At 41.0% G+C, this 23,176-nt stretch carries 23 protein-coding genes; 7 read left to right on the top strand and 16 right to left on the bottom strand.

Translation table 11 applies throughout. The features are described from left to right. Positions 1 to 143: 143 nt before the first annotated feature. The 4 genes from MKY27_RS01735 to MKY27_RS01720 all read left to right on the top strand — a co-directional run bounded on the left by MKY27_RS01735 (position 144) and on the right by MKY27_RS01720 (position 4,441). Positions 144 to 1,040: an alpha/beta hydrolase gene (locus MKY27_RS01735; RefSeq protein ID WP_339197225.1), complete on the top strand. Its 897-nt coding sequence runs from the start codon at positions 144 to 146 to the stop codon at positions 1,038 to 1,040. 24 nt (positions 1,041 to 1,064) lie between these two features. After that, positions 1,065 to 2,234: an acyl-CoA dehydrogenase family protein gene (locus MKY27_RS01730; RefSeq protein ID WP_339197222.1), complete on the top strand. Its 1,170-nt coding sequence runs from the start codon at positions 1,065 to 1,067 to the stop codon at positions 2,232 to 2,234. Positions 2,235 to 2,305: 71 nt separating this feature from the next. After that, positions 2,306 to 3,286 (top strand): VOC family protein, encoded by a 981-nt coding sequence (locus MKY27_RS01725; protein WP_339197219.1) that lies wholly within the window; start codon positions 2,306 to 2,308, stop codon positions 3,284 to 3,286. Positions 3,287 to 3,388: 102 nt separating this feature from the next. Further along, a complete protein-coding gene (locus MKY27_RS01720; RefSeq protein ID WP_339199580.1) occupies positions 3,389 to 4,441 on the top strand; it encodes an AbrB family transcriptional regulator in 1,053 nt (350 codons plus the stop codon). A gap of 116 nt (positions 4,442 to 4,557) precedes the next feature. On the opposite strand, the gene MKY27_RS01715 is transcribed toward MKY27_RS01720, so the two are convergent. Beyond that, on the bottom strand, positions 4,558 to 5,358 hold the full coding sequence (locus MKY27_RS01715; protein ID WP_339197216.1) for a carbonic anhydrase family protein: 801 nt from the start codon (positions 5,356 to 5,358) through the stop codon (positions 4,558 to 4,560). Between the two features lie 253 nt (positions 5,359 to 5,611). Then, on the bottom strand, positions 5,612 to 6,478 hold the full coding sequence (locus MKY27_RS01710; protein WP_339197215.1) for a LysR family transcriptional regulator: 867 nt from the start codon (positions 6,476 to 6,478) through the stop codon (positions 5,612 to 5,614). 107 nt (positions 6,479 to 6,585) lie between these two features. Between MKY27_RS01710 and MKY27_RS01705 the strand changes: the two genes are divergently transcribed. Next, complete coding sequence (locus tag MKY27_RS01705; protein WP_339197213.1) at positions 6,586 to 7,236, top strand: DUF6198 family protein; 651 nt, start codon at positions 6,586 to 6,588, stop codon at positions 7,234 to 7,236. A 72-nt stretch (positions 7,237 to 7,308) separates the two neighbouring features. Here the strand turns inward: MKY27_RS01705 and MKY27_RS01700 are convergent, their stop codons facing one another. The 7 genes from MKY27_RS01700 to MKY27_RS01670 form a co-directional block, all read right to left on the bottom strand. Further along, positions 7,309 to 7,683 (bottom strand): enoyl-CoA hydratase, encoded by a 375-nt coding sequence (locus tag MKY27_RS01700; RefSeq protein ID WP_339199577.1) that lies wholly within the window; start codon positions 7,681 to 7,683, stop codon positions 7,309 to 7,311. Further along, positions 7,680 to 8,207 carry a hypothetical protein gene (locus MKY27_RS01695; RefSeq protein ID WP_339197211.1) on the bottom strand — a complete coding sequence of 176 codons (528 nt, stop codon included), beginning with the start codon at positions 8,205 to 8,207 and terminating at the stop codon, positions 7,680 to 7,682. The genes MKY27_RS01700 and MKY27_RS01695 overlap by 4 nt, the downstream gene beginning before the upstream one ends. Before the next feature lie 21 nt (positions 8,208 to 8,228). Then, complete coding sequence (locus MKY27_RS01690; RefSeq protein WP_339197209.1) at positions 8,229 to 8,663, bottom strand: SgcJ/EcaC family oxidoreductase; 435 nt, start codon at positions 8,661 to 8,663, stop codon at positions 8,229 to 8,231. Positions 8,664 to 8,696: 33 nt separating this feature from the next. Next, on the bottom strand, positions 8,697 to 9,179 hold the full coding sequence (locus tag MKY27_RS01685; protein WP_339197208.1) for a GNAT family N-acetyltransferase: 483 nt from the start codon (positions 9,177 to 9,179) through the stop codon (positions 8,697 to 8,699). A gap of 281 nt (positions 9,180 to 9,460) precedes the next feature. Continuing rightward, a complete protein-coding gene (locus MKY27_RS01680; protein ID WP_339197205.1) occupies positions 9,461 to 10,651 on the bottom strand; it encodes an acyl-CoA dehydrogenase family protein in 1,191 nt (396 codons plus the stop codon). Between the two features lie 10 nt (positions 10,652 to 10,661). After that, positions 10,662 to 11,834 carry a saccharopine dehydrogenase C-terminal domain-containing protein gene (locus MKY27_RS01675; protein WP_339197203.1) on the bottom strand — a complete coding sequence of 391 codons (1,173 nt, stop codon included), beginning with the start codon at positions 11,832 to 11,834 and terminating at the stop codon, positions 10,662 to 10,664. Between the two features lie 90 nt (positions 11,835 to 11,924). Then, positions 11,925 to 13,406, bottom strand: a complete 1,482-nt coding sequence (locus MKY27_RS01670) for an aldehyde dehydrogenase family protein (RefSeq protein ID WP_339197201.1) — start codon at positions 13,404 to 13,406, stop codon at positions 11,925 to 11,927. A gap of 194 nt (positions 13,407 to 13,600) precedes the next feature. On the opposite strand from MKY27_RS01670, the gene MKY27_RS01665 reads away from it, so the two are divergent. After that, positions 13,601 to 14,398 (top strand): TIGR00266 family protein, encoded by a 798-nt coding sequence (locus MKY27_RS01665; RefSeq protein ID WP_339197199.1) that lies wholly within the window; start codon positions 13,601 to 13,603, stop codon positions 14,396 to 14,398. Positions 14,399 to 14,445: 47 nt separating this feature from the next. Here MKY27_RS01665 and MKY27_RS01660 read toward each other — a convergent pair whose 3' ends face one another. The 5 genes from MKY27_RS01660 to MKY27_RS01640 form a co-directional block, all read right to left on the bottom strand. Beyond that, complete coding sequence (locus MKY27_RS01660; RefSeq protein ID WP_339197198.1) at positions 14,446 to 15,270, bottom strand: undecaprenyl-diphosphate phosphatase; 825 nt, start codon at positions 15,268 to 15,270, stop codon at positions 14,446 to 14,448. Between the two features lie 23 nt (positions 15,271 to 15,293). Further along, positions 15,294 to 16,364: a metallophosphoesterase gene (locus MKY27_RS01655; protein WP_339197196.1), complete on the bottom strand. Its 1,071-nt coding sequence runs from the start codon at positions 16,362 to 16,364 to the stop codon at positions 15,294 to 15,296. Positions 16,365 to 16,722: 358 nt separating this feature from the next. Beyond that, entirely contained in the window at positions 16,723 to 18,915 is a 2,193-nt protein-coding gene (locus tag MKY27_RS01650) for a histidine kinase dimerization/phospho-acceptor domain-containing protein (protein ID WP_339197194.1), read from the bottom strand. Positions 18,916 to 19,296: 381 nt separating this feature from the next. Further along, positions 19,297 to 19,983 (bottom strand): response regulator transcription factor, encoded by a 687-nt coding sequence (locus MKY27_RS01645; RefSeq protein ID WP_339197193.1) that lies wholly within the window; start codon positions 19,981 to 19,983, stop codon positions 19,297 to 19,299. 261 nt (positions 19,984 to 20,244) lie between these two features. Next, the gene (locus MKY27_RS01640; RefSeq protein ID WP_339197191.1) at positions 20,245 to 21,111 is read right to left on the bottom strand and encodes an EamA family transporter; all 867 of its coding nucleotides are present in this window, start codon (positions 21,109 to 21,111) and stop codon (positions 20,245 to 20,247) included. A 121-nt stretch (positions 21,112 to 21,232) separates the two neighbouring features. On the opposite strand from MKY27_RS01640, the gene MKY27_RS01635 reads away from it, so the two are divergent. Continuing rightward, entirely contained in the window at positions 21,233 to 21,463 is a 231-nt protein-coding gene (locus tag MKY27_RS01635) for a DNA-binding protein (protein WP_339197188.1), read from the top strand. A 118-nt stretch (positions 21,464 to 21,581) separates the two neighbouring features. Here MKY27_RS01635 and MKY27_RS01630 read toward each other — a convergent pair whose 3' ends face one another. Together MKY27_RS01630 and MKY27_RS01625 are read right to left on the bottom strand one after the other, a co-directional pair. After that, positions 21,582 to 22,568 (bottom strand): homoserine dehydrogenase, encoded by a 987-nt coding sequence (locus tag MKY27_RS01630; protein WP_339197185.1) that lies wholly within the window; start codon positions 22,566 to 22,568, stop codon positions 21,582 to 21,584. A 383-nt stretch (positions 22,569 to 22,951) separates the two neighbouring features. Next, positions 22,952 to 23,131, bottom strand: a complete 180-nt coding sequence (locus MKY27_RS01625) for a hypothetical protein (RefSeq protein WP_339197183.1) — start codon at positions 23,129 to 23,131, stop codon at positions 22,952 to 22,954. Between the last annotated feature and the right edge of the window lie 45 nt (positions 23,132 to 23,176).

Genomic DNA, 23,176 nt, shown 5'->3' with positions numbered 1-23,176 from the left:
TATTACAAAAATAAACTTTGTTTTTCAATAAATTTTAAAGATTCTTACTATTCATTCAATAAAAATCGCTATGACTTTTAAAATTTTTAACAGGTATACTCAAAGCAGAAAATAACTACTTATCAGCACAAGGGGGTAAAACAATGACAATTTTTGAAGGATTTCATAATAGTTACGTATTAGCAAATGGTGTACGTACACATTATTCCTGGGCCGGAACAGAAGGACCGGCAGTGATATTACTACACGGGGCAGGACCTGGAGCTTGTGGCGCGGCTGGATGGCGCTTTATGCTGCCGGCTCTGGCAAAAGCAGGTTTCCGCGCATATGCAATCGATCAATTATCAATGGGTTTCACAGATGTACGCCCTCATGCATGGCCAGTAAACGGACATCAAAGTTTAGTAGATCATGTACATGATTTTATTGAAGCCCTATGTCTGGATGAAGTATCACTTGTCGGTAACTCACAAGGTGCTTACGTTGCAGCCAAATATGCAATCGACCATCCCGAAAAAGTAAATAAAGTAGTTTATATCGGCAGCAATACCATTTATCAGGCGATGCAAGAAGTACCTGAAAGAAAGCTCCGTTCGTTCCTGGAAGTAATTGGTTACGATTACACGGAAGAATCATTACGCAAATTTATGTATCGTAACTCGAATGAAGACACAGTCATTCCGGAAGAGTTGATTCAACTGCGTCATCAAGCCGCAACACGCCCAGGCGTAAGAGAATCCAATCAAGCATTTGATGCATACTTGGCAAGAATGAATGAGGAACCGAAACTTTGGGATCGCTACTGCATTAAAGATTCATTACCAAAATTAAAAATTCCTGGCTTATTTATCTGGGGGAACCAGGATGCTGTTGCACCAGTTGAGACAGGTTATAAACTTGAAAAACTATTGCCTAGCATTAAATTCGTATATATCGAAAACTGCGGTCACCAGGCACAAACTGACCAGCCGGAAATCGTTAACAAACTGGTCACAGATTTTTTAGCAGTTGAAACAGGACAAAAGGTTACAGCCCAATAAACTATCTTTGAAAGGACTGATTAAATGGTTACAGTAGTTGAAAATAAAGATCTTTATGAAGAAATAATGCAAAAAGCAAAGCGTATTGGTGAAGCTGCAGAGCTGGAAGCAATTGAAGCAGATCACAACTCGACAATTTCTCCCCGTATAGCTGATATTATCCGGGAGGAGGAAATCCACCGTTTAATTTTACCTAAAGAGTTTGGCTACCCACAGCTTGATTGGCGCACATTCGTTGATATGGTAAGTACAGTTGGTTACCACAATCTTTCAGCTGCATGGTTAACGTACTTTTTCTCGGCTCATAACGCTTGGGTGTGCTACTACCCTAAACATATCCGTGATGAAGTCATCAATCAGGGCGGTTTTGTAGCGGACGTATTTGCCCCAATCGGCAAAGTTGAAAAGACAGAAGGCGGTTATCTCGTTTCCGGCAAGTATAATTTTGTAAGCGGTATCAACTATTGTGATTGGGTGGGCATTGGTGCAATGATGAAATTTGATGACAGTGAAAAACCAGAACGTGTAGGGATTTTACTGAAAGTTTCTGATTTGGAAGTTGTAAAAACGTGGGATTCACTTGGACTTCGTGGATCGGGCAGCAACACGTTAATCGTCGATAACATTTTTGTAAAACCTGATGCCATTTTACGTTTCAGCAAAATAATCGAAAACAGCCAGCCGCCATATGAAGATTTTGACCAGAATTATTTATACTACAATACACCTTTCTACCCTGGATTCTATGTTGGTTTTGCAGCGATGGCTGTCGGTGGTGCCGAGCGTGTGCTTGATGAATTCGAAAAACATACAGCGGGACGCGTACGCTTTTCTGGTGTAAACGAAAAAGAGTCCCCTACGAGCCAACGTGTGCTTTCAGAGCTGAAGCTTGAATTACTTTCTGCCAAAACACTATTAAATGAATATATCAATATGATGCAGACGGATAAAGGCGGTTCCTACGAAGGGGCCAAATATAAAGCGATCCGTGCAAAAGTTATCGATAAATGTACACAGATCGGTGTAAAGTCATTGCTTACATTAGGCGGTCATGCGTTATTAAAAGGTCATCCTGTAGAGCTATTCACTCGTGACTTGATGGCGATTGCGACCCACATTACTTCTCTTTATGAAGATGGAATTTTAGGTTACGGCAGACACCTATTCGGTGTTCATACAAACATTCAAGGCTAATAGGCAGGATTGAAAAAGAAAAGATTCAGATTACCCTTTTAAAAAACAAATATCTTATGAGGTGAATATAAATGGAAAAATTTCTTTACGCACCGGAAATCGCAAAATTAGGGCATGTTGCTTTAGTATCAGAAGACCTTGAAAAATCTTTATGGTTCTTCCGTGACACAATCGGCTTGGAAGAAACAGAAGTTGTAGATGGTGTACACTATTTGCGGGCTTGGGGCGATTTCGAACACCATACATTGTCAATTACTGCCGGTGAGACATCTTATATCGACCATATCGGCTGGCGCACAAAACGACGCGAGGATGTAGCAACATTTGCCCAGTTATTAGAAGATGCAGGTACTGAAGTACGCTGGATAAAAGCCGGTGAAGAAGTTGCACAAGGTGAAGCCATCCGCTTTGAACTACCAAGTGGCCACCGTTTTGAACTTTACTATGATATGGAAAAGACGCCTGCGGATGAATCACGAAAATCCGTACTTAAAAACCAAACGTATAAATCATGGGCTAAAGGGGTTTCTCCACGTCGAATCGATCACGTAAATTTGCAAACTTCTCATGACAATGCTGAAATTGTGCAATATTTAAAAGAAGCTTTAGGCTTTAATTTGCGCGAATATTTCGTCAATCCGGATGATGTGCAAGTTGCAAGCTGGTTATCGGTGACAAACTTAGTTCATGACGTTGCAGTTATGTCTACCCCACGCTCAAAAGAGCCAAATGAAATGCACCATATAGCCTACTGGTTAGATAATGCTCAAGACTTGCTGCGCGCTGCCGACATTTTATGCGAATCTGACGTACAATTCGTAGGTCCAGGAAAACATGGGATTTCACAGGCAATGTATATTTACGTTAAAGACCCAGGAAGCGGTTTACGCCTCGAAATCTTTACAAACGGCTACTTAATCTTCGAACCGGACTGGGAGCCAGTAAAATGGACTTATGAAGAATACCTTAAAAACGGTTCCGCATATTGGGGAGACCGCCGTCGCGACGATGTTGACCGTGAGGCACAAGTAAAAGAATTAGCGAAATCATAATAACTGTACCACCAGTATTCATAATAATGAAAGCTGGTGGTTTCTTACTCATAATCATAGCTATGCATACTTCTATAGAAAGGGGTGTTACTGTTGAAGGCAATGCTAAAGGTATTAATTTTATCTTTAATCGGGGGTTATATTTTTAACCTGCTACACATCCCTATTCCATGGATGCTCGGCCCGATCGTTATCGTCATGCTAGCACAATTCATTTATAAAGGGCCGCTCAAATGGTCTGGTCAAATGCGCGATGCAGGTGTCGTCATTGTAGGTACCGTGATCGGTGTACAATTTAACACTAATCTGTTCGGCATGATAGGTTCTATTATATTTTATATGTTGCTGTTAAACGTTATTTTAATAGGCGGCTCAATCGGGATTGCTTATTTAACAAGCAGATGGGCAAAAATCCCGATAAAAGCTGCAATTCTGGGCGCTATCCCGGGAGGTTTAGGTCAGATTGTCATATTTGCTGAAGAGGAAAAGGTTCAGGAAATCGGCGTAATTTCATATTTTCAAGTAATCCGGCTATTATTAGTTGTTGTATTTGTTCCATTTATCGTTGCTGGTCAGGTAATAAGTAAACCTTCCACAGATGCTACGCTGACAATCAGTTTAATATTGTTAATTGCGCTGGCTTGGGCATGTTCCCATTTAATGAAACGCGTCCATTTACCCGTTGCATTTTTTATTACACCTATTATATTACTAATTACACTGCAGCTCACTACACCACTTGCCATGCCACAAGTACCAGGTATTGTTATGGATGTTGCTCAGCTTCTTATTGGTGCGCATATTGGTTTAATGCTCAAGCCACACATGATAAAGCTGCCAGTACGTGTACTCGCAGGCGGTATTTTCAGTGCATTGGCACTAATTGCGCTAACATTCGGATCAAGTTTCTTAATGTCATTGGCATTGGATACGACATTTGCCACAAGCTTCCTAAGTACGGCTCCAGGCGGTCTGGATCAAATGGTGTTATTAGCCGATGCTGTTAATGCTGCGGTCTCGCTTGTTTCAATGTTCCAAACCTTTAGGCTACTATTTATTTTTATTATAATCATGCCTTTAATGAAACTATTTTACCGTTGGCGAGAAAAAAAAGAGATTGCCTACAATCAAGAAAACGGTGTTGTAAAGTATTGATATATATAATAGAAGAAACTACAACTGTTATATTGAGAAATCAACGAATAAGCAAGTCATACAGGTGTTGAATTTGGATGTACAGGAAAAGATCGGCACTTTCCTGCACATTCAAATTATTCCCCACTTTTATTAATTTCCCGTTCATTTATCGGCTGAACAGGACGGTGGTTATCCGGAAAAATTTGCTGGAATGCTTTTATTTGTGCTTTTGACATTTCAATCGGCTGTTCAAAAACAATCCACTGTACTTCTTCGGTACAAGGCGGTGTCGTTAATGAACCGGAGTATTGGAAAGTCGTTTCATTTTCAGGCAGTAGAGCCTGTAAGTCAATTACATGCTTTTCGGAATCACCTTTTGCCGTTTTATCTGTCGGTAATTCATTCCACATTGAAGCAAGCAGTTTGTTTTCATTTCCTTCTTGAATCATCAATCCAATAACAGCCAGCTTTCCATTCTCGTCACTATGTACTAGATGAAGTTCCATATCATAGTTTTGACCGTTAAACTGGTGCTCGCTTGGTGTATGGAAATGAAATTGTGAAAGCTTGTACTCATTATTTTCAATAATAATGTGATTGCTTTCTGTTACCGCATTCGCTTGTATCGTATGGCCATTATTTTCTAATGTAAACGGTGTTGGTTCATAGTGAATCTCATTCCCTTTTAAATTTTCATCTGCTTTTACTTCAGGAATTTCAACATTAATCGGCGATTGTTCGCTTCCATTCACACATGTTAAATTTTTGGGATCAAGTTTCCCCCAGTGTTCAGGTCCAGTCGATTCCTCATAAGACCAGTCACTCTGATTAGCACTTGTTGTAATTACTTCTTTTTCTTCACTTTTTTCTTCCGCGCATGCAGCAAGCATCAAACTTGAGAACATCGCCAAAAATAAGTATCTATGTTTTTTCATCTCCTGTAGCTCCTTTAATCTCTAGAATAATAAAATTATTCCATATATAATTATTTTATCCAAATAAATATACTGGAATATTAAAATTCGGTTAATATAACCTATTCTTTATCCGTATATAGAATCATAACCTACACTTCTTTTAGTCATTTATATTTCATTTAGCATTCGCTCTTTTAGCTTATTTATAACTTCGAATGGCAAATTTGCTTCATAAAAAAAGAGCAAGCTCAGTATACTAAGCTCACCCTTTTCACTCTATAAATGCCCAAAGACGCTCCGTTATTTTATTAAAGCTTGCATCTTTCAATCTCAGCAGCACCGGAAACATTGCATAATCAAAATCTGCAAGTGGAATGTAATCTACCTCTTCTGATTCACTCGAAAATAGGTGCATATTCGGTACAATCGTTGCACCAAGCCCCTTTTCCACCATTCGGATTGCGACTGCAATATCTTTACACTCCATAATTGTTTGCGGCTTAATTTTTTGTGCAGAAAAATGATGCTGTAGCTCATGAGTTAAATAAAAGTCCTTCATTTCACCAAGAGCAATAAATGGGTGTCCATGGAATTGGCGCACGTTCACCTCATTGCCCCAGTTCCAGCTTTTCGGCACAACGGCTACACAATTTTGTTCACGTAAAACTTTATAATCATAGAGCGTTACATTTTGCGGCTTTAGCATGAATGCGATATCAACTGCCCGTTTTTCTAATTGTTTTCGAATATTTTCAGAAGGGCTAGTTGTCAACAGTACTTTCACATTTGGAAATTTTTCTAAAAATGCTGCGTAATAATCGATAAACAAGTGTACACACGATGTAGCAACACCGATGCGAATCGTTCCTGTAGCCCCGTTCTCTAACTCGTTAATTTGGTTCGCCATAAAGCTGAAATTATTTAACGTCGTGATCGCGTAGTCATAAAACAGCTTCCCCGCCTCCGTTAAATCCCATTTCTTCCGGTAACGTTCGATGAGGACAGTACCTAAATCATCCTCCAGCTTTCTCAGCAGCTGACTTAGCTGTGGCTGTGCGATATGTAGTTTTTCGGCCGCCTTTGAAATACTGCCGTGCTTCACAATTTCAACATAATACTGTAAGTGCTGATGATCCATTTTCGTCCTCCTTTTATAACAAATTTATTATACCATTATAAAATTTTATATATTATTTCATATAAGTAAAACATGATAGACTAAATTAATTAGCATTGGAGGTATTTATGAATCAAATCACAAAACGTATTTTTATTTACATACTAGGTACATTTTTGCTTGGCATTGGCGTAACCTTTTCAATTAAGGCCGATTTAGGAGTCTCACCCGTGTCCTCGCTCGGTTATGCAATTGCGCTCATTACGTCCATTTCTGTAGGGACTGCCGTATTTTTATCAAATCTCGTCTTTATTGCCGTTCAATTTTTGCTGTCAGGGAAATTTGAAGCAAAGAATTATTTGCTTCAACTCATAAGTTCAGTGCTTGTTAGTGTATTTATTGATGCGACATTAGCACTCGGTATCTTTTTACCAGACGCGACAAACTGGACATTAAAAATTGTTTATTTAGTAATTAGCCTGTTCATCATTGCACTCGGTGTCTTTTTATATGTAAACGCACGTTTGCCTCTCGCGTCTTATGATGCACTAATTCCGATTGTCGGTGAAAAATTGAAGAAACCGTTCGGTAAAGCTAAAACGATAAGCGACCTCGTTAACATAACCATTTCTGCCCTGATCTGTTTACTGTTTATCCAAACATTCGGTTCAATTGGCATCGGTACACTTATTGCCGCATACTTTACCGGCAAAATTGTTGGGGTCATTATTAAATATTTCAAAGCGCCATTATATAATTGGCTCGGCTTTTCACTTTAACATTAGAAACCATAGCACCTGCTCAGCTCCTGCAAGACGTTATTTTGAGGGGCTGGTGCATGTATGAAAAATCTAAAGAATAACGCCCGCAAAACTGCCCTTTAATACTTCTTTTCCATCCTGATTTTTGCAGGTGAACGTTGTACCAATTGATGTTCTTTTCTTACTTTCCGCCCATTCAAAACTCTGAATTTCCACTTCGCATTTGATTGTATCCCCGGTAAAAACAGGTCTTATAAATTCAAAATTCATTGTCCGAGCCAATACATTGGCATCCCCGCCAATTTTCGTCGGCAACGTCGCTGTAAGCAATCCCTGAATTACAAGCCTTCCCTGTTCATCCGGTGTAATATGATGAACACCTTCATCACAAGAAACTTCTGTAAATACGTCTTTAGTTGTAAATGTACGTTCAAATGTAATGATATCGCCTATTTTCAAAGTTATTCCCCCTGATTTTTATATTTCCAGGCTAATCGTTTTTCCACTTGTTCCACCATTTCGTGATTCTCTGAATGCATTGCGTTATAAAAGTCACTACGATTATCATAATCCCTAAAATCCATACAAATATACCGGGTAGCCTTCAGTACTTGGTACAAATCTGCAACCTCCTCCTCCGAAAGCGGTGAACCACTCGCATAATCCATAAGATAGAACTTCGTATCATCCAATCTGTCTTGCCATTCGTAATGTACTGTACCTCCACTGAAAAACAGATCCGTTACATCTCTAAACTCTTTAGCAAGTCTATTGAAATCCTCTTCATTTTCATCAGTTAAAGGTTCACTAAAGTCGTATTCAAGCAGAGCTTTAACCGTATCTCTCAATAGAGGATTTGCGTATGTATATTGCAAACTTATTTGTTCTTCCAACTCGTTTACCCTGTCTTGTGCCGGGTGGGCAAACCAAACTACACCACATAAAACGACCGCACCCAGCACTCCCTTACTATTTTTCCAGCTTACCATTCCTATCACTCTCCACTGAAACTAAAGCAACTGCCTTAATTCTTCCGTCATTTCCTCCACTAATTCCGGTCTTCCATGAAACTGTGCCGGAGTATTTTGAAATAGCTCCACTTGCCAGCTGTTGTTCATTTTCACCGCGACCAGTGTTTGATGGGCGTTTACGGCAGGCTCAATATCCGATTTTCCGGGAGGAATCATTCCCGCAATCGCATATAAAATTGCTGTATCTATTCCAAGTGACCGTATCTCTTTTACTTTCGTTATAAAAGGAGCTGTTGGATGATCTAAAAAAATAGGCGTAAGATGCGCCAAAATTTCTTCTTTGCCAATTAACTTACTGCCATCAAATCCAATTGGGACTCCCTGATCGGCAAATTGATCAGACATCCCTTTGGCATCACGTCTATTCCAGGCATCAATTAGTTTAGTGTAAAGGTTTTGAACTTCAGTATTCATATTAAATTCTCCCCCTTGATTTTACTGACAAAGCTACACATTTAATACCATTCGCACTGTTTTTAACGTATGGCCCTCAAATTGATCATCGAACTCTTTCAATACTTGAAAGCCTTTTGCGTCATAAAAGCTCTTGCCAATTTTATTGTCCTTTTCAACATTTATATATATTTCTTTTATGCCGTTCAGCTCATTAATTCCTTTTTGCAATAAAGCCGAGCCAACCCCTTTTCCCTGGTATTCCGGATAAAGGTAAATAGCCCCTAATTCAGCTTTCCCTTCTTCATTAACAGGAGAAAAATTCGCGAACCCTATAATATTACTTTCGATTTCAGCTACAAAAAGAAAAGAACGTTCCATTCGCTGTTTCATCCGTTCAGCATTGTAGGCCATCTTTAGGAACTTTTCTTGGATCTCCACAGGAATAATCCCCTCATATGTTGCATTCCAAGATTTTTTCGCCACATCCTGAACTTGTGGAATATCTTCAGCATGCATTGTACGAATTATTGCCATTTTAATCTCTCCTCCTTCACTCTGTTTAGTTATATAAGTCAATATTAACATGAATTCCCAAAATATAACGACACCTTAATGTATTAGCCAGTTTCTAGATGGTTTTCGCCACTTAGACTTACTTATTCGTCAACTTCTTTTCCTTATTCGTCATTTCACTATACATATTCGCCAACTCCAGCTACATGTCCGCCAAGCCTCATCCAAAATAACCGAATCACCAGTCCCCCGCTTGCAATACAAAAAAGCGAAAGGTCACTACAACCTTTCGCCTCATCAAATTATTCAAACGGCCAGCTTGGCAGCATACAGCGTAACTTCTTATCTGCACGTTTGCCAAGCACATAATCTGCCTGCATCATTGTATGAATTTCGCGTGTCCCTTCATAAATGACCGGTGCTTTGGAATTCCGTAAATAGCGGGCTACCGGATATTCATCGGAATAACCGTATGCCCCGTGGATTTGAACCGCATCATCTGCCGCTTTATTCGCAAAGTCACACGCCTGCCATTTGGCGAGCGATGTTTCCCTCGTGTTGCGTACGCCTTTATTTTTCAGCTCTCCTGCGCGATACACGAGCAGACGACTCATTTCATAGCCGGCTTCCATTTTTGCGAGCATTTGACCGACCAGTTGATGTTCACCGATCGGTTTGCCGAATGTTTCGCGTTCTTTGCAGTACTTGACGCTCGCTTCGATACACGCCTGTATTAAGCCGACAGCCCCTGCAGCAACAGTAAAACGGCCGTTATCGAGTGCGGACATTGCAATTTTAAAACCTTCTCCTTCTTCCCCAAGCAAGTTTTCTACCGGAATTTTGACATCTTCAAAGAACAGTTCACCTGTATTTCCTGCGCGAATACCGTATTTGCCCTTAATCGCCTTTGAGCTAAAACCAGCCCATTCACGCTCAACGATAAAAGCGGAAATACCGTGATGTGCTTTTTCCTTATCTGTATAGGCAAATACAAGGAAATGATCTGCGATATCACATAAAGAAATCCACGTTTTTTGACCGTTCAAAATATAGTGGTCCCCATCACGTTTCGCAAATGAACTCACCGCCGCTACATCCGAGCCGGCACCAGGTTCTGTCAGACCGAATGCGCCGATTTTCTCGCCCTTTGCCTGAGGCAGCAAATATTTCTCCTTCTGCTGCTCTGTGCCCCATTGCATGAGCGTCATACTATTTAAGCCCGTATGCACGGAAACGGCCGTACGAAACGCCGTATCCCCGCGCTCAAGCTCCTCGCATACAATTGCGAGCGAATTATAGTCCATTCCTGCTCCGCCGTATTTTTCCGGTACACAAACGCCCATCAAACCAAGCTCGGCAAGTCGCTTCCATAATTTCGGATCAAAACCGCCGCCCGCATCCCAATCGGCAATATAAGGGATAATTTCCGCATCAACGAATTGCCTTACTGTTTTTCGTAAAAGTTTCTGTTCTTCTGAAAATTCGAAGTTCATACCCTCACTCCTACCACTTTACAATCATGGATGAACGGTGTGATGTTTCTTTAATATCAACACCACGCTTTGCCATTTCCTGAATAAACTCACGACCTGGCACAACTGTTTCCGGTGCAAATACACCGCGCTCCCCAATCAGCCCCTTGCCAACCATTTGAGCCACGATTGAAATCGTATTTGCCGTTGCGCGGGCCATCGCCGTCACGTTATGATCTGTATCTTTTCGTACGACCATTTCATATTCATACGTAATTTGTTCTTCCGACTTTTCACCTGAAATAATTGCACGTAATAATACGGCATCGACATTATCGCCGATATCCAGTTTTTTCTGCAATACTTCCCTCGTTACTTCCCGGACATTTACTTCACGACCGCCAGCTTCAACGGTATTATTTTTATCAAGGAAGCCTAAATCGGCAAGCAATTTAAACTGCTCCGCGTGACCTTTATAGCGGATCGTTTTGTATTCAAGTGTTTTCACATGCGGGAATGTTTTATATAACGTTGAAATACCGCCGGATGTGTAGAAGGCCTCCAATACTCCGAACTCGTCAAAGTAGATCGGCTCAAGTCCTGTTAAAGACTCAACTTCTGTCAGCACACCTTTTTGGATCATTTTCGAAGGCTCTGTATAATGGTCAAATACCCCATCCAGCGAGAACACACGAATATAATGCAATGGAGGCTGCGGTGTTGTTGGAATACCACCTACATAAAGTTTGATCGAATCGACAGAATCAAACTTTGTCGCCCCGTAACCCGTCAAAATATTGATCATTCCCGGTGCTACACCTAAATCCGGAATAATCGTCACGCCATTATCGACTGCCTGACCGTGCAGCTCGAAAATAGATTCAGTAATTCCGCCAATATGGCCGCCTAAATCTACTGAGTGCACCCCTGCATCAATTGCCGCTTGGGCAACTCGTTTATTGAATTTATAGAACAGCGCATTCACAACTACATCACCGCGGCCGATGACATCACGCAATGCTTTGTCATCTTCTGCATCAAGCTGCACTACTTCAACCTTATCTGTATTCAATGTATTGACGAATTCCTTTGCAGGACCTGTTGAAACATCGGCTAAAAAAATCTTTTTCACATCTTCACTTTGGACTAAATCGCGCGCTACTTCTTTCCCCATCAACCCTGCACCTAACACTACTACTTTCATGTAAACATCCCCTTTTTTATTAAGTCAATTACGCATCATGCGTGATTGCGTCCAGAATTTTGAGATGCGATGATTCGAATAGAGGAATCATCAAGCGTTATTATCGATTTGGGCACGTTGCAATTTGCCGCTGTAGTCTACGTAGACACTCTTCCATTCCGTATACACATCAAGCGCTGCCTGACCTGAATCGCGGTGACCGTTTCCGGTGCCTTTTGTCCCGCCAAACGGCAAATGAATTTCCGCGCCTGTTGTTCCGGCATTTACATAGACAATCCCTGTATCAAGCAACTGCTGTGCTTTGAAAATTTTGTTGACATCTTGTGAGAAAATCGAGCTTGACAAGCCAAACTTTACACCGTTATTCACTTCAATTGCCTCTTCCAAACTGCTGACTTCAATCATACTAATGACAGGACCGAAAATTTCCTCTTGTGCAAGAATGCTTGATGCCTCCACATCGGTGAAAATGGTCGGGGCATAGTAATAGCCTTTTGCCAATTCACCTTCAGATAAAATTTCTCCGCCAATCAGCAAATTTGCACCTTGCTGCTTACCGATCTGTACATAATGATTGATTTTCTCCAGTGCAGCCTTATTGATGACAGGTCCTACTTTAACCGAAGGATCCAATCCGTCTCCGATTGTCAGCTGCTTCGTCGCTTCCACAAGACGTTTTTCCAACTCCTGTTTTACATTTTTATGCACAATTACACGGCTGCATGCGGTACAGCGCTGCCCTGCCGTACCAAATGCGCTCCATAAAATGCCTTCAAGTGCCAAGTCAAGATCAGCATCATCCATTACAATGACCGCATTTTTCCCGCCCATTTCAAGCGAAACTTTTTTCAGATGTTTTCCGCCGAGTTCGGCTACTTTGCTGCCTGTCGTTGTTGACCCCGTAAAGGAAATGACACGGATGTCCGGATGCTCGACAATCGCTGTTCCGACTGTAGGACCCGAACCAAATACAACATTGACGACACCAGGCGGCAAGCCGACCTCCTCAAATATTTTTGCAAGCTCGTAAGCCATAAAAGGTGTTTCGTTGGAAGGCTTCCAGACAACCGTATTACCTGCAACAAGTGCAGGGAAAGACTTCCATGTCGCAATTGCAATCGGGAAATTCCATGGCGTAATAAGTCCTGCCACCCCAATCGGTGCGCGTACACTCATCGCAAACTTATTCGGCAATTCCGACGGGACCGTTTCTCCAAATAAACGTCTACCTTCTGCTGCCATATAAAGTGCCATATCGATTCCTTCTTGTACTTCTCCGCGTGCTTCTTCAATGACCTTGCCCATTTCCTTCGTTAATATTTGCGCGAGATGTTCTTTCTTTTCTTTCAGTTTAAAAGCAATTTCATATAAATACTCCGCACGTTTTGGTGCCGGAACAAGCGCCCAATCTTTTTGGGCCGCTTTCGCCTTTTGTGCAGCGAGTTCGACTTGGAATTTTGTCGAAAGTGGTATCGTTCCTAACTGTTCACCATTTGCAGGATTAATCACAGGCATCGTTTGCAATGAATTGTCTTCTATCCATTCTCCACCAATAAAATTTAACAGCTTCATTTCTCCACCTCACAAATTCTCATTTACCTTTTAATTATTCGACATTCTCTACTTTATTCCCTTTTTTTCTCAAAAAGAATAATAGAGTAATATTATTCGGTGATAAATATTATTTTCGTCATTTTGAAACTTTTGGAATCTTCAAGCGTATCTATTATTGTGAATATAAAATTGAATTGTAAGGAGATAAAAAAATGAAAAATCATGAAATCGACTATGTCTTACACGGCGATGATATGCAGTTTGTAGAGGTGGAGCTTGACCCGCAGGAAACGGTTGTGGCGGAAGCCGGAAGTTTAATGATGATGGAAGATCAAATTGAGATGGAAACCGTTTTCGGTGATGGCTCGGCAAATCATGGCTCCGGTTTAATGGGGAAATTACTTGGTGCAGGAAAACGTTTAATTACAGGCGAAAGCTTATTCATGACGATGTTTACAAATAACGGCATGGGCAAACGTAAAGTATACTTTGCTTCCCCATATCCAGGTAAAATCATTCCGATGAATTTAAGCGAATTGGACGGCAAAATCATCTGCCAGAAAGATGCATTTCTAGCTGCTGCAAAAGGTGTATCGGTCGGCGTAGAATTCCAGAAAAAATTAGGTACAGGATTCTTCGGTGGTGAAGGGTTCATTATGCAGAAGCTTGAAGGAGACGGTATGGCTTTTGTACATGCAGGCGGAACAATTTACGAACGCAAACTTCAGCCCGGTGAAAAATTGCGTATTGATACAGGCTGTTTAGTCGCGATGACACAAGATGTAAATTACGATATCGAAATGGTAAGCGGTATTAAAACAGCTTTATTCGGTGGAGAAGGACTATTTTTTGCAACGCTATCCGGTCCTGGTACAGTTTGGGTACAATCATTGCCATTCAGCCGTCTCGCAAGCCGTGTGTTTGCTGCAGCACCAGTTACTCAAGGTGGTGGCGGTAAAGACGCAGGTGAAGGCGGTATCGGCGGATTATTTGACCTGTTCAACAAGTAAGCACAAAAAAGGGGCGGTCCCGAATTCAGGACAGCTCCTTTTCCTTTTTATACAGCTAAAACAATAATTAAGATTAGTGCCAGCACGATTCGGTAAATCGCAAATGGCGTTAATTTTACTTTTGAAATCAGCTTCAGGAAGAACTTAATCGAAATAAGTGCAAATACAAATGCGCTCACAAAACCGACTACATAAAACCAAAAGTGATCGGCATTAATTTGATCCCAGTTTTTAACTAGCGACAAACCGCTTGCCCCCGCCATAATCGGCACCGCCATTATGAACGTAAAGTCCGCAGCTGTTTTATGATCCAACCCAAGCAGTACCCCGCCTGAAATCGTTGAGCCTGAGCGTGAAAACCCTGGCCAAAGCGATAAACATTGGATAAACCCTATTTTCAATGCTTTACTGTATGAAATATCATCCAATGACGTAATAGCCGGTCTTCTCGGACCAAACTTATCGGCAATAATCATAAAGATGGCCCCGATAATTAATCCTACAATGACAGTTTTGATACTGAATAAATTTTCATCGATAAAATCTTCAAACAGCAAGCCGAAAATACCTGCTGGAATGATACCGACGATTACATGTCCTAAATTAAAACGCGTTTTTTTCTGTCCTTCTATTTTATATAATCCAACTAGACTCAGTAATCGTTTCCACATAACGAAAACGACCGCCAATATCGATCCAAGCTGAATTACAATTTTAAATGTATTTGCCGAGCCGGAACCTAAAAATTCCTTTGTTTGCAGCCACATATCATCAACGATAATCATATGTCCTGTTGAAGAAACCGGTGCAAACTCGGTCATCCCTTCGACAAATCCTAAAATTAAAGCTTTTAAAAGCTCAATCCATTCCATTTCACGTTCCCCTTTTTCCTATCCTATTCGCTAAATTTCACATCTATAACCCATAATTCGGATCGACTGCCAAGCCGTGTCGGAGGCCCCCAAAAACCAAAGCCGCTCGAAACAAGCGCGTGCATCTGCTCTTTTTCAACCAGGCCATAATCCAACTCAAAAACTCTTTCCGTTATGAGATGGTTTGGCCACATTTGACCGCGATGCGTATGTCCGGAAACATGAAAATCCACACCTAAATTGGCTGGCTCATCCAAATCCAGCGGTGTATGGTTCATGACAAACCAAGGCAAGTCAACATTTTCTGGCTGTATTTCATTTAAGGCTAGGCGGTTCTTGTTCGTCGCATCTTCACGCCCTGTTAAATAAAAACGATTTGCCACTAAAATGGTTTCATCCATTAAAATTTTAACATTCGCCTCAGCCATTTCCTTCTTAAATTCCGGAATTTCATTGCCGTAATATTCATGGTTACCCAGTACTCCGTATACACCATATGTCGCCTTCAAATTTTTCATTACTTCGCCCATATCTTTTTCGACAAAGCGCTTTGGACTATCATCGACAATATCACCCGGAAGAAGCACTAAATCGGGATTTTGTTCATTGGAAAGCGCGACAAACTTGTCCAAATGCCCTTTCCCTGACAACAAACCGAGGTGGAAATCCGATGCCATCACGATACGCATATCGTCTCCAGGCTTATCGATGTTTATCGTAGCTTTTCGAACTACCGGTGAATATGCAAAATATGTACCTGCAATCAATAAAATGATCAGTAAACCAACCACTCCTGTACCGACCATTCTTGTTGTAAGCGGCGTAAACTTAATGATCAAGTTTGCCACGATACAAAGGATGAGCCCGTACTGCAAAAAGAACATCCAATAACTGCCGATCACCGTAAATGGCGTTAACAGTGGATGGAGCTTTCCAATAAAATAGCCGTATGAAACAAGAAACAGCACTGTCCAATAAATAATCGGCCAGCGGAATTGCTGAATCGACAACAGCCATGCTCTAAAATTCCATCCAAGATAAAATGTAAGACCACTATATATCGCTAATGCTACTATGCCCCAAAGTATACGCATCGTCATGTTGCTCCTAACCTTATTTTGTCATCTGCAATGTTGCCATTTTACTATATTTTGAGTAAATGGCGTTAGTCAATAAGCTTTTACATTGTGACTGTGGGTGGGGTTTTCTAATAAAATCTGTTTTTGTCTAATATAACATTCAGTTGTTCTAATAAATCCTTGAGTTTCTAATATCCTGGCCCGTTCTTCTAATATGTGTGTAACATTTTCGAATAACCGGTTCACATCTTCAAATATCCGGTACACTTCTTCTAATAAAAACTTTTTTCTTCTAATAAGTACTCGCCTGCCCCCGCCCCAGCCAAAACAAAAAACTGCAGCAAGGTAATCTCCCCTCGCTGCAGTTCAATCATTATTTTTCTGTTGGAATACTAACCGTTACTTTAAACAGATCCCCATCAACGGCGATGTCCAATTGTCCGTCATGCAAATCAACGATCGACTGTGCAATCGCTAGCCCTAGCCCTGAGCCTTCTGTATGACGTGATGTATCGGCACGTTTGAAACGCTCGATTAATTGGGACGCTTCCTCGTTCAGTTCGTATTTCGCCACATTTTTTACAGTCAACTCCGCATTTCCTTCATAGGACTTTAAATTGACGTAAATACGTGTGCCCTCCAACGAATATTTCCTTGCGTTAATAATTAAGTTATCAATGACACGCCACCACTTTTGCCCGTCCACATAAGCATAAATCGGCTGCTCCGCGATATTGATACGTAAATCCAAATTGGCTGCTGTAAAGTCTTCCCCATGCTCACCGACCGCCTGCTGCAACAGTTGTGCTAAGTCGATGCGCTGTTTCGTAATTTCTACATTGCCGCTTGCCATTTTCGATACTTCAAATAAATCTTCTATTAATGTTTTCAAACGATTCGATTTCGCATCTAAAATTTCGATATATTTTTTTCGCTCTTCCTCTGAGATCGATGGATTTTTCAGTAAATCCGTATACGTAATGATCGACGTAAGCGGTGTACGCAAATCATGGCTGACGTTCGTAATCAACTCCGTTTTCATCTGCTCACTTTTCGCCTGTTCATTCATACTGTTACGGACACCTTCACGAAGACCATTTAAATTTTCTGCGTGTCTCGCTAAAGGAGATTTTCCTCTTACCTTTAAATCCTTTGTAAGACGGCCATGTGCCATGTTCTCAGTATGCTGCATAATACGGTTCAGGTAGCCCATACGACGCATAAAAATGAAGAGCGCCGGAATGAAGAACACTACAAATAAAAACATATAAAACAGGAAAATACCGAAACTTGCTGCTGCCATTACAACTGCAAATCCAAAACCACCAAGGAAAACAACAACTAACAATATTAGTGACTGCATTCCGATTGAACGATTTTCAAACATTGAGATGGCACCATCTACGAACTTCGCCGTAAATGTCTCCGGCCAGATTTTCTCCAGATCATGCTGCCCTTTTAAGCTTACCCATATGGAGACAACCATAAAGACGACCGCGGCAATAAGCGCAAAACTGATAACACCAGTTACGATGAAATCGATTAAAAAGTCGAAACGATTATCGGTAAAGTAATAGATTAGCCCATGGATGGATCTTGTAAAAGAACCGTTAAATATAAACGCGAAGTATGTTGCAATAAGCGTTGCTACGATGCGAATATCAACCGGGAAACGTTCAAATATTTCACGTAGCTGGAACTTACGATTGAATTGCTCAAGCGTTGGTTCTAAAGACGTCATCAATAAAATGAAACTGATAACCCCTGCAAGAATAATCCCATAATAAACATATTTCGTAATGATAAATGCACTTTTTTCATTGCTATGATTGTTTTCGATCCAACTAACCGGGACTGTTACAACACCCGAAATATCCGATAAATCCTGCTCAAGTGTGTAGCTGTCTTGCAGAATCCCCATGGTATCTTGCTCATAATAATTAAGCGGATAGAGACCCAAGAGGTTTTTCCCTAAGTTGTTAATTGTTTTTTTAAAGACGCTCTTTTCACTAATATCGCCATTGCGGTAAACTTCCCCGGTTTTCTCATCTTTAAATTCATAAGCAAAGTAATCATATTTGCTCAAAGTTTCTTTTTTATCTCTTTCAATTTCTTTTAGCTTCTGCTGAATCGCTTTTTTCTTAATTGCTAGAATTTTTTCTTTTACATACTCATCATCTTCAAAGTTTTTCTTAATGTCGGCAATTTTGGCATCACGTTCTTGTTTGATTGCCTCGATAACTTCCTGATCTTGTGTTGAGTCTATTTCGCCTGCATACTGCTCTTTAATATTTTGAATTTGCTCAGCAAGGGAACCGTAATATGTACGGTAATCGTCCATTTCCTCATCCGATACTGTTAAAGCCCCTTTAAATTCTTCTTCCGTCGGCGTATTAAACACATACTGCGAAAACTCAAATACTAAGTTCTCCGCTTCGTTGTTATAATTTTGCGATTCATAAAAAGTTTTTCCTAAATAACGACCGCCATTCGTAAAAATTAAACTGACTGCCGTTACGACTACAAATATAAGAAAAAGCTGGAGGTATAATTTATTGTTTTTCATTTTTCTTCCTCCTCACTTAGTTATCAATTACGCCTCGGCGTAATTGCGTCCAGATTTTAGACCCACAGGACGTGGGTCAGTTCAGTCAGCCTTTGTCGCACGACGCGACGTTTTTAGGCTGACATCCTCCCCTTTGAAAATCTGTGACATCCGCCAGGGGCATATCTTCATTCAGCAGGCTATTGAAGTAACCGCTTCATCAAATAAAACAAGTATTCCTTACCCACTTACATAAAGGGTTGTATTCCGCTGAATGAAGATAGAAAGTATAGAAATTGCTTTACTAAAGGCACAAAACGTCCTGTCAAATAGTCGATAAAATATGTCCCGAGAAAATAAAAACCGAATGCCGCGCCGAGTGCTCCAACCCAAGAGAAAATCTTACTTTTCAATTTTGTAACCTAGTCCCCATACGACTTTTAAATAGCGGGGGTTTTTCGGATCTGCTTCAATTTTTTCCCGGATTTTTCGGATATGCACGGCAACAATATTTTCGGCATTATAAGCGGGTTCATTCCATACGAGCTCATAAATATCGCTGATCGAATAGACGCGCCCCGCATTCCTTAATAGAAGCTCGGTTATTTTATACTCAGTCGGTGTCAGTTTGACAGGCTCTCCGTCCACACGGATTTCCCGCGCCGCAGCATCCAGCTCGAGTCCTTCAACAAGCGGAGCGGATTCCCCTGCCGTACCGAGGTTCACATAGCGTCGTAGCTGCGACTTTACGCGTGCCATCAGTTCAAGAGGGTGGAACGGCTTTGTAATATAATCGTCCGCCCCTACTGAAAGCCCGTGGATCTTATCGGTTTGTTCCGCCTTTGCACTCAGCATAATAATCGGGATATTGCGTTCTGCACGAATTTTGAATGTGGCGGTAATCCCGTCCATGTTCGGCATCATAATGTCTAAAATAATGCAGTGTACTTCATTTTGTTCAAGCAGTTCGATTGCCTCAAGCCCGTCTGCCGCTTTTAACACCCGGTAGCCTTCATTTTTCAAATAAATTTCTATGCCGTCCCGAATGTCCTGATCGTCATCTGTAACGAGCACCGTCAGCTGATTCATCTTGCTCACCTCACAACTTTTTCTTATAAGTTTATAATAAAGCCCATTTCTTAACATCTCACTACTGTAAATCTGAAGAAATTCTTAAGATTTCTTATTTGAATTAAAAGAGATTCTACTTTATATGTGATTTGTTCTACTTTCTTTGCGTAAGGTTCTACTTTTCATTCAAAAAGTTCTACTTTTCCCGCTCAACTTTCCACTTTATGCACAGTTTGTTCCACTTTCATCGCGGACTTATGGCAATAAAAAAACTGCCTCCTATGAAGCAGCTTTCTTTGTGCCGAATGTTAGCACTATTATTCCACCTAATAATAAACTAACACCGATCCATGCAACAAATGTTAAATGTTCCCCTACTAAAAACACACCGAGTAATGCGGCTGTTAATGGTTCGGCTAGGCTCAATGTGACGGCGGCTGACGAACTGATTTTCTTTAAGCCGCCTAAAAATAATATGTATGCCAAACTTGTAGCAGCAAGTGCCATAAAAAGAATCTGCCAAATATTCACGCCTTCTGTCAGCCAGCCAAAACCGTCTTTTGCTGCGAGCGGCAACAATAACAATGCGCAAATGGAAAAAGTCATTGCAACAGCAGGCAATGTTTCTTCCCGTTTCATCAACTGCTTGCTCACATTCGTATAAAGCGCAAACATGGAACCAGCTGCCAATGCCAACCCTATACCAAGCGGGTTGATCGCCGTCTCACTTTGGTTCATAAACAACAGCAGGCAGCCGGCAATGGCGAGCACTGTGGCGATTGCCCATACGAGTGTTGGACGGACTTTCCAAAAGACCCACTCGATGAAACCCGCAAATACCGGCGCACTTCCGATTGTCACAACCGTCCCTACTGCAACTCCTGTAAATCGGACGGATGTGAAAAACAGGCTTTGGAATAAAGCAATCGCGATCGCCGCTAAAATGGTCCACTTCCATGACCAGTTACGGAACGAGATTTTCCGCATGGCCAAAACCGCCAGCAGCAACACCCCGCCGCCAATACCAGACCTTACACCCGCTACCGCAAAGGAGGAAACCCCTTCCGATAAAAAAGTTTGCGTTGTCCCGACCGTCCCCCATAGCATTGCGGCCAGCAGCACAAACAGATACGGTAAAATATTCACGTCCCACACCTCATTAAATTATATTAATTATGCTATCATACGTTGTAAGTCTATTCGAGATGAAGTTTTATTAAAATCGTTTTATAATAAGGTTAACTAAAACTAAAAAGGAGGCATCATGATGTATAAAACGGTAGAACAAACTGCAGCAGATATAGGCATGCCTGAACATCAGGTTTTACAGTACATTTATGCCGGTCGCATTAAAGCAGTGCATGATGGTGAACACTTTTTAATTAATAGTGCGCAATTTGAAACATACCATCAGCAACTCGAACGAATCAAAGAAGAGATCGAGATCTGGAGGAATACACCAATTCCAGAAGATGTCGATATAAAAGATGAAGACTAAGAACAAAATTGTTAAAGCGCCCGTTTAACTCCGTCAGTCATTGGAGTGCCCGACGCAAAGTAAACAGAAAAGAAGCGAATTCGTTCATCGAGTTCGCTTCTTTTTTAATCTCTTCTTATTATATAGTTACTGTAAACCCCGCGCGTTTACCGATAATTTCAGCGTAATCCTCTACCATTACACTTGCAGTCGGATACATTCCCGCTCCCGGGCCAATTACAGATAATGTTCCGATGTAGTTTGTCTCCATCGTTACAGCATTGAACACATCGTCCACAGGATAAAGCGGATGTTCATTGTTCACCAATAGTGGTGCCACTTTTGCCTGAATCGTACCATCTTCGAGTTTTTCCACTTCCGCCACATGACGATAACGCAATCCTTGTGCTGTTGCTTCCGCTACTTGCTCCGGTGAGATTGTATCAATGCCGATTACTTCCACATCCGCCCAATTTGGCTGTTCTCCAAATGCAAGGCTCGATAAAATCATCAGCTTTTTGAATGCGTCCTGCCCCGATACATCGTTAAATGGATCCGCTTCTGCATAGCCTAATTCCTGCGCTTCTTTTAATGCCTGTTCAAAGCTCCAGCCTTCCGCACGCATCTTCGTCAAAATATAGTTCGTTGTTCCATTTAAAATTCCTTGAACACAGCTTACTTCATTGACTAGAAGAATGTTTTTCATTGTTTTGATAATCGGCACACCGCCTGCTACTGTCGCCTCGTATCCTACAAACACACCATTTACTTTCGCCAATGCTTCGAGCTCCTCGCCCCGTTTCGCAAGCATTACTTTATTTGCTGTAATGACATGGCATTTCGCCTCAACAGCGCGCTTTAAATAAGTAAATGCAGGTTCTTCATTTACAATCGCTTCAAAAACAACTTGCAGATTATTTTCTGCCAGTACGTCATCCATTGATTCCGTCATTAAATGCTTTGTCCCCGGTACACGCTCACGGCTTGCATCGGTAACTAAAATCTTCGCGACCTCCAGTTCAACACCTAGCTTTTCGCGAAGCTCCTGCCTCTTCTCATTTAAAATATGGTAAATTCCCTGACCTACTGTGCCAAATCCTAAGATCGCTGCCTTGATTGTTGCCATTGCCTTTCTCCTCCAAATTCTTAACACGCATATATTAACGAATAATTCAAAAAATTTATCTTAAAGCAAATTCTATCTTATATAATACATGAAAACAAGGGAAATCTCGCCTAGAAGGACATTTGTTTACTGTAAACGGTCAATATTCATCCAAATTTTATTTTTTAAGAGCTATTTTAGGGTGGAGGGCGTAAAGATTTCCAGTCATTTCTTGTAGTTGAGGCTATGTAGTGAGGGCGTTTTGTTATTTTCTAATATATTCGGAAATCATCTAATATATTTTAAAATGTTCTAATAAAATTGCGATCTTCTAATATATCCGGCCAATGTTCTAATATGGATGCAAAACATGCTAATATCCGAGCTCAATGTGCTAATATCACTCACACTTCTTCTAATATCCCACTCCATTGTTCTAATAAAACCGGCATACCGGTTTTTGCATCCATTTTTCGGCTAAAAAAGCACGTACCCAAACCACGATTCCCCTCAAATTCTAATAACATCGCCATTTCTTCTAATATTCCCAAAACTTCTTCTAATAACCTTCTTAATTCTTCCAATAAAACCCATACATCACATCACCCGCAAAAATCTTCAAAATAAAA

This window comes from Solibacillus sp. FSL R5-0449 (assembly GCF_037975215.1).
GTDB lineage: Bacteria > Bacillota > Bacilli > Bacillales_A > Planococcaceae > Solibacillus.
The sequence above is the reverse complement of the archived record's forward strand: the minus strand, read 5'-3'. Positions and strand labels throughout refer to the sequence as shown.